General features: G+C 52.5%; 10 protein-coding genes and 1 other annotated feature. Of the genes, 3 read left to right on the top strand and 7 right to left on the bottom strand.

The window, feature by feature from the left end; translation table 11 throughout:
• Positions 1-125 precede the first annotated feature (125 nt).
• The 3 genes from DFP94_RS19115 to DFP94_RS19125 form a co-directional block, all read right to left on the bottom strand.
• The gene (locus tag DFP94_RS19115; protein ID WP_114498069.1) at positions 126-650 is read right to left on the bottom strand and encodes a hypothetical protein; all 525 of its coding nucleotides are present in this window, start codon (positions 648-650) and stop codon (positions 126-128) included.
• 178 nt (positions 651-828) lie between these two features.
• The gene (locus DFP94_RS19120) at positions 829-1200 is read right to left on the bottom strand and encodes a DUF350 domain-containing protein (RefSeq protein WP_114498090.1); all 372 of its coding nucleotides are present in this window, start codon (positions 1198-1200) and stop codon (positions 829-831) included.
• A 64-nt stretch (positions 1201-1264) separates the two neighbouring features.
• Positions 1265-3628, bottom strand: coding sequence for an endonuclease MutS2 (locus DFP94_RS19125; RefSeq protein WP_114498070.1), 2364 nt, complete (start codon positions 3626-3628; stop codon positions 1265-1267).
• 151 nt (positions 3629-3779) lie between these two features.
• On the opposite strand from DFP94_RS19125, the gene DFP94_RS19130 reads away from it, so the two are divergent.
• The gene (locus tag DFP94_RS19130; RefSeq protein WP_114498071.1) at positions 3780-4130 is read left to right on the top strand and encodes a phage holin family protein; all 351 of its coding nucleotides are present in this window, start codon (positions 3780-3782) and stop codon (positions 4128-4130) included.
• A 191-nt stretch (positions 4131-4321) separates the two neighbouring features.
• Complete coding sequence (locus tag DFP94_RS19135) at positions 4322-4696, top strand: cupredoxin domain-containing protein (protein ID WP_114498091.1); 375 nt, start codon at positions 4322-4324, stop codon at positions 4694-4696.
• Between the two features lie 74 nt (positions 4697-4770).
• Here DFP94_RS19135 and DFP94_RS19140 read toward each other — a convergent pair whose 3' ends face one another.
• The 3 genes from DFP94_RS19140 to pheS all read right to left on the bottom strand — a co-directional run bounded on the left by DFP94_RS19140 (position 4771) and on the right by pheS (position 9943).
• Positions 4771-6318 (bottom strand): cell division protein ZapA, encoded by a 1548-nt coding sequence (locus DFP94_RS19140; RefSeq protein ID WP_114498072.1) that lies wholly within the window; start codon positions 6316-6318, stop codon positions 4771-4773.
• Between the two features lie 113 nt (positions 6319-6431).
• Entirely contained in the window at positions 6432-8882 is a 2451-nt protein-coding gene (pheT, locus tag DFP94_RS19145) for a phenylalanine--tRNA ligase subunit beta (RefSeq protein ID WP_114498073.1), read from the bottom strand.
• Between the two features lie 26 nt (positions 8883-8908).
• Positions 8909-9943 (bottom strand): phenylalanine--tRNA ligase subunit alpha, encoded by a 1035-nt coding sequence (pheS, locus tag DFP94_RS19150; RefSeq protein ID WP_114498074.1) that lies wholly within the window; start codon positions 9941-9943, stop codon positions 8909-8911.
• A gap of 67 nt (positions 9944-10010) precedes the next feature.
• Positions 10011-10299, bottom strand: a binding site (T-box leader).
• Positions 10300-10543: 244 nt separating this feature from the next.
• On the opposite strand from pheS, the gene DFP94_RS19155 reads away from it, so the two are divergent.
• Complete coding sequence (locus DFP94_RS19155) at positions 10544-10750, top strand: YwbE family protein (protein ID WP_114498075.1); 207 nt, start codon at positions 10544-10546, stop codon at positions 10748-10750.
• Between the two features lie 102 nt (positions 10751-10852).
• On the opposite strand, the gene DFP94_RS19160 is transcribed toward DFP94_RS19155, so the two are convergent.
• Positions 10853-11875 carry a YsnF/AvaK domain-containing protein gene (locus DFP94_RS19160; RefSeq protein WP_114498076.1) on the bottom strand — a complete coding sequence of 341 codons (1023 nt, stop codon included), beginning with the start codon at positions 11873-11875 and terminating at the stop codon, positions 10853-10855.
• Positions 11876-12055: the final 180 nt, after the last annotated feature.

A 12055-nucleotide genomic window follows, 5' to 3' on the forward strand; every position in this document is an offset into this window, starting at 1 on the left:
AACGATTAAGTGTACCTGTAAGATACCCAATCTGCGGGGAAGCATGAATTCCTAGCAAAGCAATGAAAAAAAGGAGCCTCCCCGGTCTTGATGCATGACTACGGGAAAGCTCCATATTATTGAACTCAATCTTGGCTAACGGCACGAATTAACGCATTCCGGTCTTCCTCCGACAGGAAGGAGCCTACATGGAAGCAGGCGGTACATACATAAACATTTAGCTTGGCAGCCTGCTTTAGCAGAGGCGCTTTTAATCCTTCCGGAACAACTGGAATATAATCAGGCCCCAGCGACCGGCTCCCCGCATACATCATATATTCCCGGCAGTGAGGGCATTCGGGAACTTCTTCCTGATGGTCCAGAATTTTTTCAACGCCGGACTCATAAGCCAGCAGATCTCCGCCAACGGCCCCAAAAGCCTCTAATCGCCGGATCGCGTTCAGATGACTTTCGTCATCCTCTTCCCAAATCCCGAGATCTTCTTCCTCCGGCTCATCTTCCTCTTCAAGCTCCTCATCCGAACCAAGCGCAATATTCAATGTACGGTAGCCTTTAAGTTCATTGTGGCAGTAAGGACATTCCTCTTCGGGTCCAAGCTCCTCATCCCATACGATTTCCGTTTGACACCATGGGCAAATCGTTGTATCCATGCCAGCCCTTCCTTCCTTTTTTACAGTTTAAGTCACGTTTTGGATAAGATGAATTCTTTAGTCCATCTTTACAGCTACTTCATCAGGCATTCCATAAGAAGATAACTCCGGCAGCCAAAAACAACACGGCAGCCACAAATAACACCCTGACCAGGTTTTTCAACATACCAGATTCCTCCTAAGCGATACAGGCTCCGATCACATAGGACACCGAAACGGAGACGGCCATGGCGATAAAGCCCACCGCCACATTCCCCTCGGCGATCTCTTTGTCGATCCGAAAGACCGGAGTCACAAACTCAAACATAATGTAAGCCAGAAACAGCAGGAATGCTCCGACAAAAGACCATGCCATGAACTCGTAGATGGTTGAACGTGCGGTAGCAAACCGTAAAATATTGCAAAGGCCAAAAATTTTCCCGCCTGTGGCGAGCGAGGCCGCCAAATTCCCCCGTTTGATCTCATGCCAGCAACGATACCTCGTTACAAGCTCAAAGCAGGAAAGAAACACAATCAGTTCTACTACCGCTACTGAAAAATATCCGGCCATAAGTCCTATAGGCTGTTCCAACAGCGGATCAATGGTGGTTCCCTTCAATCCGTTCTCCTCCCCGTCACTTCAGTTCGGCCACCGTTACTCCGGTACCGCCTTCCCCGTAATTTCCGAGACGATAACTCTTTATATGCTTATGCCTGCGCAAATAATCCGAAATGCCGGTGCGCAATATTCCTGTGCCTTTGCCATGAATAATGTAAATCTGTCCCAGGTTAGCCAGAAAGGCTTCGTCGATGAAGCGGTCGACCTCAATGAGCGCTTCCTCCAGATTGGCTCCGCGCAAATCGAGTTCGCTCCGAACCTGATCATCCCGCGTCCGTTTCACATTAGCTACCGTCCGTTGAGCCGGTTTCGATACCGGAGCCGAACCAACCAGCTCAAGGTCGTCCAACGCCACCTTCATCTTCATGATCCCCAGTTGTACGACCGCCTCTTTGCTCCCGGCCAGTTCCACGACATGGCCCTTTTGATTGAGGCTGTATACCATGACCTCATCTCCGGGCTGTATTTGCTGCGGCGGTTTGGCCGCTTTCCGTCCGGCCGTTTTCTTCCGTTGCTGCGGCTCGGCTTCATCCAACTGCTTGCGCGCGGCGATCAACTTGTGTTCTTTCACCGAAGCGCCTTCCTCGAGCGCCAGCTTCCTCAAGTCTTCGATGATCTTCTCGGCCTCGCCCCGGGCTTTGACGATAATCGCCCTCGCCTCTTCTTCGGCTTTCTCCAGCCTGCGGTCTCTTTGCTGCTCTAGCTTTTCCAGTTCCGCCGCGTGCCGGCCGCGCAAAGCTTCCAAATCCTTACGCAGTTTTTCCGCGGTTTCGCGCTCCTGCTCCGCGACGTTGCGGTTTTCTTCCAGCGAAGCGATCATATGCTCGACCCGCTGGTCTTCTTCCTTCACCTCGCCGCGGGCATAATTCAGAATGGCACCCGGAAGCCCGAGCCGCTCGGCGATCGCAAACGCGTTGCTTCGGCCCGGAACCCCAACCAGCAGCCGGTAAGTCGGGCTCAGCGTGGCCACGTCGAATTCCATGCTCGCGTTGATGACGCCTTTACGCTCATAGGCATAGGCCTTCAGCTCGCTGTAATGCGTGGTCGCTACCATCCGGCAGCCCAGAGAATGAATATGTTCCAGGATCGCAATGGCGAGCGCAGAACCTTCCGCCGGATCCGTGCCGGCTCCAAGCTCATCCAGCAAAACGAGACTTTTCGTGGTCATTTTACTCAGGATCGAAATAATATTGGTCATATGGCTTGAAAAAGTACTGAGGCTTTGCTCGATACTCTGTTCATCCCCGATGTCGGCGTAAATGGCGTCAAAGACGCACAATTGGCTGCCTTCCTCCGCAGGAACGAACAAGCCGGACATCGCCATCAGGCTAAGCAGGCCGATCGTTTTTAGCGTGACCGTCTTACCGCCGGTATTCGGTCCTGTCACGATGATACTCGAATACTGGTTGCCCAACTCCACATCGATCGGAACGACCTGCTCCGCAGGGATCAAAGGATGGCGTCCGCGTCTTAGCTTCATAAATCCGCGGTCATTCATCCGCGGCAGCGTCGCTTTCATCTGCCGGGCTATCCGCGCTTTCGCAAACATGAAATCAAGCTGTGCAAGCACATCGCTGTCGTATAACAGCAACTCCGCCTGCTCGCCGACCTGGGCGGTAAGCTTCTGCAAAATCACTTCGATTTCCCGTTCTTCCTTCAGCCGTGTTTCCCGCAGTTTATTGTTCATGGCCACGATCGATTCAGGCTCGATAAACAGCGTCGCTCCGGAACCGGACTGATCGTGCACAATACCGCCGAAATGCGATCTGTATTCCGCCTTCACTGGAATGACGAACCGGTCTCCGCGGATCGTAATCAATTGATCCTGCAGCATCTTCGCAATGCTGGAGGAGCGGATCATCGCATCCAGCTTCTCCCGGATACGCACTTCTCCGCCCCGCAGCTCCCTGCGAATTTGCGCAAGCCCCGCACTGGCGGAATCCAGCACCTCCGCGCTGTCATCGATGCAGCGCTTGATGCCTTCTTCCAGCGTTTTCTGTTCGCTCAACGCATCGCTCAGGGTAAACAGAAGCTCGATCGGGTGTTCTTCATGCATCGCTGACAAATAGCGCTTGATCCTGCGCGATCCTTCGAGCGTGGTTGCCACGCCGAGCAATTCATGCGGATTCAGCGTGCCGCCGATCCGCGCCCGCTTAACGGCCGGAGTGATGTCGAGTATCCCCCCGAACGCCGGATAACCTTTTAACCGGTCCACGGTAAAAGCTTCTTCCGTACCCTGCAGCAGCCACTTGACTTCCTCAAGTCCGGTAACGGGAGACAGCGCTTCGGCTACTGCTCTGCCAAGCGGCGTCTGCGTATATTTGGTTAATTGATCTATAATTTTTCGGTATTCCATCGTTTTTAAAATTTTGTCGTCCAAGTACGTTCACAACTCCCCTCGGGCTATGATTTCATTATAGCGAAACCGGTCATTTTTCGCCATTTCACACGGTCACACATAAAACAGGGCTCCACGGAACAAGATAACTGGGAATTAGGACACGCATTTTTACAAAAGGAGGCCAAGTGCCATGCATTTTCTGGGACATGTAGTACGATTCATTGTCTCAGCCCTGGTATTGCTTGTTGTAGGCTGGCTTGTTCCGCAATTCAGTATCGGCGGCTTCGGCAGCGCCCTGATGCTTGCGCTCGTCATTGCCTTGCTGGGTTGGGCTATTGAAGGTATTTTCGGTAAAAAAGTCACTCCGTTCGGACGCGGCATCGTTGGTTTCATCACCAGCGCGCTGGTGATCTGGCTGGCCCAATTTATCGTATCCGGAGTATCCGTCTCCATGATCGGGGCCCTGTTGGCCGCATTGGTTATCGGGATTATCGACCTGTTTATCCCGGTATCCACTCCATTTGAAGCCGGGAAAGATTAATCCCTTCTACCGGACTTTAAAGTTATAGATACACAACAGCGATCCGCCCGGACCTTCGGCACCGGGCGGATTGTCCGTTTGCAAGGAAGATGTTCACCAAATCTCCAAACCTTGTTTTCATCGACTCTTTTCAACTACGATATAATATTCTTGAAATTGTCATAAAAATATTAATATCGTGGGTGATTATCGTGAAAAAGATAGTTGCATTTCTGATGAGTTCTGTTCTCTTGTTGGTTTTGGCAGCGTGCGGAAGCGGTTCGGCATCGAACAGCAGCGCTGAAGTAAGCCATGTTAAACCGGAAGCTGAACTGGTGATCGAAGCTACAAACTATACATTTGACCAGAACGAATACCACTTAAAGAAAGACGTACCCGTGAAGATTACGTTCAAAAGTTCGGAAGGAAACCACGGGATGCTGGTCCCCGGTCTAAAGCTGCAGCTTAAAGGCAAGGAAGATTCCGCTGTGATCATCCCCAAAGAGACAGGGGAATTCGAATTATCCTGTTCGGTGATGTGCGGAACCGGGCATAGCGCCATGATTTCTAAAATTATCGTAGAATAAGAGAGTAGAGCCCCCGGCGAAAAACGCCGGGGGCTCTATTATATGAATGGACTGACAAAACCCGATGTGTGGATTTAATTCTGATCCTGCTCGATCAGTTCAATCCATTCATTATATTCGGTCTGCAGCTTTGCATAATCTTCCCTTAGACGCTTGTATTCTTCCTCTTTATCTTGCACATTCTCCCGCTCCAGTTCGCGTTCCGCCTGAAGCAAACGATACTCGTGGGACACGATCTCAAAACTTTCCGAAACTTGCCGCAGTTCCTCGGCGATGCGATCCTTCTCCTGCTCCAGTTCCCGGTAATCGGTTGACAGATTCAACACTTGTTCGCCACCGCTCGCACACTCCTGCTGCCATTCCGCAAGCTGACGCTGCAGTTCGGCTTCCGTTTCGCGCCAGGAAGCCAATTCCTCCTCCGCCGACTTAAGTTGTTCTCTCCATTCGCGTTCACGACGTTCGGCAGCCTGACGGGAATCATCCTGCTCTTCGGCCAATGCCGCATATTCCTGCATCTCTTGCTCAAGTTCCTGCAATCGTCCGTTTAACTTGCCAATTTCCGCTTCCAGCCGCCGCTTGTCTTCGCCCGCAGATTGTGCGGTAAGCAGCGCAGATTCTCTTTCACGCTCACTCTGCTCAAGTCTGGCGCGAAGGGAATCAAGTTCACCCGCCAATTTCCCGGACTTGTCCTTTTCCAGAGATACTTTTTCCTTGGCCGACGCCAATTCGCCATTCAAGGTATTTAATTGCTCCTCCAGCTTTTCCGTCCGGCTGATCGCCTCTAACTGACCGATTTCCAAACGGCTGAGTTCTTCGTTCCGTTTATCCGCAAGCTTATGCCACGAAGTTTCGTTCTGCACGGCAGCCGCAAGCTCCGAACGCAGCTTATCTTCCCGCTCCTTAGCTTCTTGAAGCAGACGGGCCTGTTTCTTGGCTTCGGCATCGGCAGCCTGCAGCGTTTGTTGCGCCAGCTTATACTGCTGCTCCAGCTTCAGGCTAATCTCCTTAGCCCGCTGTTCAGCCGTCTTTGCCGCTTCCTCACGCTGCTGGGATGCTTTGAGTTGCTCGGACAGCTTCACGCGCTCTTCTTTCTCCTTACGAATATCCTGTTCCGCGGTGCGTAATTTTGCCTGAATTTGCGTACTACTTCCGCGTTGCTCCGCTAACTGCCGCTCCAGCTCTTGAATCCGGACGGTCAGTTTCCGGCACTCTGCATCGCGCTCTTTCAGCGAATCTTCGCTTCGAGCTGCCTGCTCCGCGAGCAACTTCTTGTCGCTTTTCAGTTGAAGATGCTCCTCCTGAAGTCCCTTATGATCATTTTCCTGCTTCGCGTGGAGCGCCTGCATCACTGAGATCTCCTGTTTGAGATCACCTTTCTCCTGCTGAACCTGTTTCAGTTCGCTTTGAAGCTGTTCACTTCTTACAGCCTCCTCCGCCATACGGACAGCCGCCAGCACCGCCAGGCGCGGAATGTCCAGATGGGTATACATCTTGGCGATGGAACGCATTTGCTCATCAACTCGACGGGCAACCTGCTTCATGTAATCAGCATTGCTGCCAACGATTTTATAAGAAGTTCCGTATATTTCCACATTTACACTAATACGGTCAGGGGTATTCACAGCCAAGTGCCTCCTTCAGTCCGGGTTTGATCTCAGATGTCTGTATTTGCACGAAAGTCACATCGAATCGTTACTTACAAAGAAAGATTCGATGTGACTCCGTTCAATTCCTGCTATTTTCTCAATTCTGCAGCAAAAGTTTGCTCCAGAGCCGCAATGACGGTTTCATGCACTCCGGTTACCTCTTCGTCGGTCAGTGTCCGTTCCATGTGACGGTATACCAGAGACAAGGCTACGCTCTTTTTGCCCTCGCCCAGCTTGGTGCCGGTAAATATGTCGAAAACTTCAACAGATTCAAGCCATTCTCCAGCCGTTTGAGTAATCTTAGAAATCAGAGCCCCTGCTTCCACATGGCTATCCACAACGACCGCAATGTCCCGCTGCATCGCCGGGAAGCGTGGCAGATCCCGGTATGCTACGGTTTCGCCGGCATACTCGTAAAGAGGTCCGAGCAACAGTTCGGCTACATACGTATCTTCAAGGTCCATGTCCCGTTGCAGTTCCGGATGCAGTTGTCCTAGCGTGCCGATTCTTAGCCCGCCTTCCGGAGTATTCAGGTAAAGTGAAGCTGAACGCCCGGGATGGAACCCTTGAGGTTCATCAGCCCGATAAGAAACGGCATCGCCAAGTCCAAGATATTCAAACAGACTTTCCAGAGCGCCTTTCAGATCAAAGAAATCCACCTTCTCGGCCGGAGCGTTCCAGCGTTTGACTCCGCGGTTACCAGTAAGCAGCAGACCTAGCACAGGCAATTCCCTCGGTTGCTCCTGCAAATGCTCATCTTTTCCATGGAAAACCGTGCCGATTTCGAACAAGGCAAGCTCGTCGTGTTTACGGTTCCGGTTATACTGTGCCATATCGATCAACCCCGGCAAAAGGCTGCCGCGCAGCACGCTGCGGTCCTCGCTCATCGGCATGGCCAACTTCACTTCATGTCCACCTTCACCCGGCGCAGGGAATTTACCGCTAGCCCCTTCACGGATGAAGGAATAGCCCATCGTCTCCTGCCAACCTCCGTGTACGAGCAGGCCGCGAAGCGCCCGCCGCAAAGCTTGCGGCTTAGTATATCCTCCGGCAGTCGAAGGTCCCTCGATCATCGTAACCGGAATATTGTCATAGCCGTATAAACGGGCGATCTCTTCAATCAGATCCACGTCGCGGGTGATGTCTCCCCGGCGGGTCGGAACGCGAACTTCGAGCGTATTCCCTTCCAGATCTCCGCAGTCAAAGTGCAAGCGAATCAGAAGAGCTTTCGTTTCCAGAGCCGAAATGTCCGTGCCCAGATAGGCGTTCATTTTATTCAGCGATAAAGTAATCGTACGATCCTGCGGTTCTGCAGTAACTGACTGAACTACGCCCTCCTGTACTTTGCCGCCGGCGAATTCCACCATCAACGATGCCGCGCGGTCCAGTGCCGGAAGCACCCTAGCCGGGTCTACTTCCTTTTCGAACCGCAGCGATGCCTCAGAACGGAGACCGAGCTGACGCGACGTTTTACGTACGGAACCGCCGTCGAACTTGGCCGACTCCAGCACGATGTTCATGGTGGTTTCCGTCACTTCGGAATCCAGTCCGCCCATTACGCCGGCCAAGCCTACGGGCCGATCTTCGCCGTCCACGATTAACAGCGCTCCCGCTTCAAGCTTGCGCTCCTGTCCGTCCAGCGTAACCAAGGTCTCGCCTTCTTTGGCCTCGCGCACGCCGATTGCGTTCCCCGCGATCTTATCGGCATCAAAAGCATGGAGCGGTTGCCCATACTCCAGCATCACATAATTCGTAATGTCCACAATATTGTTAATCGGACGGACGCCCGCCGCCATCAGACGACTTTGCATCCAGAGCGGCGAGACGCCAATCTTTACGCCCGAAATATACCGGACCGCATAACGGCTGCACAGATCCGGGGATTGTATACTTACAGAAATCCGGCCGCTTGCCGGTTCAGCCACTTCGATCAGTTCTTTCTCCGGATGAGGGAGCTTCACATCCCGGCCCACAATCGCGCCAACTTCATAAGCCGCCCCAAGCATGCTGAGGCAATCCGAGCGGTTCGGGGTCAGGTCGAAATCCAGCACCTGATCGTCCAGATGCAGCAGTTTTGTGACCGGCGTGCCGATCTCGCTGTTTTCAGGCAGTACCAGGATACCCTCCTGTTGTTCCTTTGGCAGCAATTTATCGTTCAGGCCAAGCTCTTTGGCCGAGCAAATCATGCCTTGCGAAGGGATGCCGCGCAACTTCGCTTTCTTGATTTCCAGCCCGCCCGGAAGCTTTGCCCCGACAAGGGCGACAGGCACCTTCTGTCCGGCATCCACATTTTTCGCGCCGCAAACGATTTGCAAGTCTTCCCCTGCGCCGGCATCGACGATGCAGACGTTCAATTTATCGGCATCCGGATGCTTTTCCTTGCTTTTCACGTAACCGACTACAACTTTGGTAACTCCTTTATTCCGATCCTCGACCGAGTCGATTTCGATGCCGGAACGCGTAATCAGCTCAGCAAGCTCCTGAATATCTACATTTTCCAGCGAAACATATTGTGATAACCATTCGGTTGATACTTTCATGTCAATTCCCCTTCCTTTTCCGTGGCCTAGACTCTGGCAAACTGCTGCAGGAAACGCAGATCGTTATTGTAGAAGTGGCGGATGTCGTCGACGCCGTATTTCAACATCGCGATCCGCTCTACGCCCATTCCGAACGCGAATCCGCTGTATTGTTCCGGATCGTATCCGCTCATTTCCAGCACGCGCGGATGAACCATTCCGCTGCCCAAAATCTCCAGCCAACCGGAGTTCTTACATACCCGGCAGCCGTTTCCTCCGCATTTCACGCAGGTAACGTCAACCTCGACGCTCGGCTCGGTGAACGGGAAGAAGCTTGGACGAAGGCGAATTTGCGTATTCGCTCCGAACATCTTGCGGGTGAATTCCAGCAGTGTTCCCTTGAGATCGCTCATGCGAATCCTTTTGCCAACCACCAGGCCTTCGATTTGATGGAACTGGAAGGAATGGGTCGCATCATCGTCATCGCGGCGGAATACGCGTCCCGGACAAATCACCTTGATCGGAACTTCCCCTTTCATGTCTTCCATCGTACGAACCTGAACCGGAGAAGTCTGGGTACGCATCAGCAAATCTTCGGTCAAGTAAAAAGAGTCTTGCATATCGCGGGCCGGATGGTTTTTCGGCAAATTCAGCGCCTCGAAGTTGTAATAGTCCGTTTCCACCTCGGGACCTTCTGCGATCTTGTATCCCATCCCGATAAAAATGTCTTCAATCTCCTGAATGACCTGGTTAAGCGGGTGTACGGCCCCCTGCTTAAGCGGTCGTCCGGGCAAGGTAACGTCAACCTTCTCGGCTGCGAGCCGGCCCTCGGTCTCTTTCCGCTGGAAATCGTTCTGCTTCTCCTCAATCAGCGCTTCGATCACCGCGCGCACGTCATTGGCCACCTGGCCGATCACCGGCCGTTCCTCGGCGCTGAGCCCGCCCATACCCCGAAGAATCTCGGTGAGGGCGCCTTTTTTACCCAGATATTTGACCCGCAGGTCGTTGAGATGAATGGCGTCGGCCGCTTTGCCAAGCTGTTCCATCGCTTCGTGTTTGAGTGCCTCCAAAGTTTCTTTCATCGACAAATCCCCCTTAAGCTTTATAAATCAGTGTTGGTCCAGAAAACAAAAAAGGCCTCTTCTCCCGGAAAGGGACGAAAAGACCGTGGTACCACCCTTGTTAGAGTCTCTATAACCCGCTGCCGGAAGCCCCGAAACGGACCTCCCCAAAGGATAAGACTCTCACTTTATCGGCGTAACGGGCCGCAGCCGGTATCCTCTACTGCACCGCTTAATGCCGGATTACGGCTAGCGGGGTTCAAGGAACTGCTCCGGAGCGAACTTCGACAGCCTGATTCCATAGAGACGCTCTCAATCACTGACGTCTCCTCCCTGTAAGGAGGCTTCTGCCTACTCTTCTCCATCATTGCATTTACTTTTTGACTTACCTGATATTATATGCAAAGTTTTGTACAATGGCAAGCCGTAGCGGTCAACCACGGCATCTGAGGCAACCTCTGTAATAATACGTTCGATCTGCCGCCCTCCCCAACAACTCCGTCGTTTATCGTCAGTAACTGTCCAATCCGTGCATTTTGGATATCCATCAGGTTGTGGTATCGTATAGGATAATTCTAATTTGAATTGCAAAAAATGCGACTTGAGGAGATATACCCAACCATGAACGGAACTGTACGCAAAAATATTGCTCCGGGTCTGACCGTCGACATCGTGTTGAAAAAAGACCAGCCGACTGGACGACTTACTCGCGGCATCGTCAAAGATATTCTGACCAACTCGCCGAACCATCCACATGGGATCAAGGTCCGGCTGCAAGACGGCCAGGTGGGCCGCGTCAAAGTCATCATCCCGGACGGGAACAAATAAACCGGTTTCACAAACACCATGAAAATAATTGAAAGGACAGCCTGAAGGCTGTCCTTTCTTTTGGAACAAATAAAGCTGTAACTCCACCGCAAAGACAGCAAATCAGTACAGCCTTGCGTCCCCTTGTACTCTAGGATTACCGGTCTGGTCCAGACGTGCTTCTTCCTTCTTCAATGTATCCCGTACCTGTTCCGTATCCTGGACTTCCCGTTTATGAATCTCCACCTCGCCGGTCACGACCGGACGCTTGTTGACCTCTATCCGCTCCTCCGTGACCGGAATGCGGATGCTATCATCACGGCCTATAGGCTCGCCATTCGCGTCGTCATGGATCACCTTTTTCTCGATCACCACTTCCTCACGGCTAACCGGCACATTGATCGTTTTCTGCTCTTCAACCACTTCTTTGCGCAAATTCACTTCACCGGTAGTTTCCCGGGTTTTCGAAATACCGAGCTGTTCCTCGTGCAGTCGCATCGTGCGATCCTCACTGCCGTAATCTCTCACCTGCCCCTGCGGGCGATCCAGCGTCGCCATTTCCTGGTAGAAAGTACCTGCCGGTTCCCGGGTTTCCCGCACCTCTTCTTCAGACACGCTGCGGTGTATCCCGTTACTGTCGTTTCCAGCACGATAATTGTGGGCATTCAGGGAATGGTGATCCCGGAACACGTTGTAAACCTGTCTTTCCTGTGCATCGGTCGCATCCACCATAACAAGAATGCGCCCGTGCTTGACGAAGTTGTTATATTCTTCCGCTTCATTCTCGGGAATACCGAGGCCGACCAGACCGCCGACCAGTCCTCCGGCTCCGGCGCCTACGGCCGCCCCCGTCAGCGTTGCCGCGATCGGCCCGGCAGCGATGATCGGTCCAATCCCGGGAATAGCTAGCGCACCCAGGCCCGCCAACAAACCTGCTACGCCGCCCAACAGCCCGCCTGTGGCAGCCCCGGTGGCAATTCCTTCAGGCGCTTTCGTTCCCGTCTCGTCATGAATAGAGTTAATATCGTCTTTGTTTTTCCCAATGACGGAAATATCGTTAGTATCGTATCCAAGGACTTGCAAATCCCGAATCGCATTAGAAGCATCCTGATCTGAAGCAAAAACACCAACTATTTTTTGAGCCATGTCCATTACCTCCTGATGTAGATTGGGTTCAGAAGATAATTAACCATTGGCTTCCTTTTCAAACTTCCAGAATCTGTGTAACAGCAATCATGACCACCCGTCCAACGGGTGGTTTGCTCTTGGGGTATAACCCCCTGTTGCCAAACTGCGCCTAAAGACGCTAGCCTGACCACAAATCTG

The sequence above is a fragment of the Fontibacillus phaseoli genome, from assembly GCF_003337355.1.
Lineage (GTDB): Bacteria > Bacillota > Bacilli > Paenibacillales > Paenibacillaceae > Fontibacillus > Fontibacillus phaseoli.

What these genes read in the sequence shown, in the direction of transcription:
- DFP94_RS19115 (WP_114498069.1), bottom strand. Translation starts at nt 650, where the DNA reads ATGGATACAACGATTTGCCCATGGTGTCAAACGGAAATCGTATGGGAT.
- DFP94_RS19120 (WP_114498090.1), bottom strand. Translation starts at nt 1,200, where the DNA reads ATGGCCGGATATTTTTCAGTAGCGGTAGTAGAACTGATTGTGTTTCTT.
- DFP94_RS19130 (WP_114498071.1), top strand. Translation starts at nt 3,780, where the DNA reads ATGCATTTTCTGGGACATGTAGTACGATTCATTGTCTCAGCCCTGGTA.
- pheT (WP_114498073.1), bottom strand. Translation starts at nt 8,882, where the DNA reads ATGAAAGTATCAACCGAATGGTTATCACAATATGTTTCGCTGGAAAAT.
- pheS (WP_114498074.1), bottom strand. Translation starts at nt 9,943, where the DNA reads ATGAAAGAAACTTTGGAGGCACTCAAACACGAAGCGATGGAACAGCTT.
- DFP94_RS19155 (WP_114498075.1), top strand. Translation starts at nt 10,544, where the DNA reads ATGAACGGAACTGTACGCAAAAATATTGCTCCGGGTCTGACCGTCGAC.
- DFP94_RS19160 (WP_114498076.1), bottom strand. Translation starts at nt 11,875, where the DNA reads ATGGCTCAAAAAATAGTTGGTGTTTTTGCTTCAGATCAGGATGCTTCT.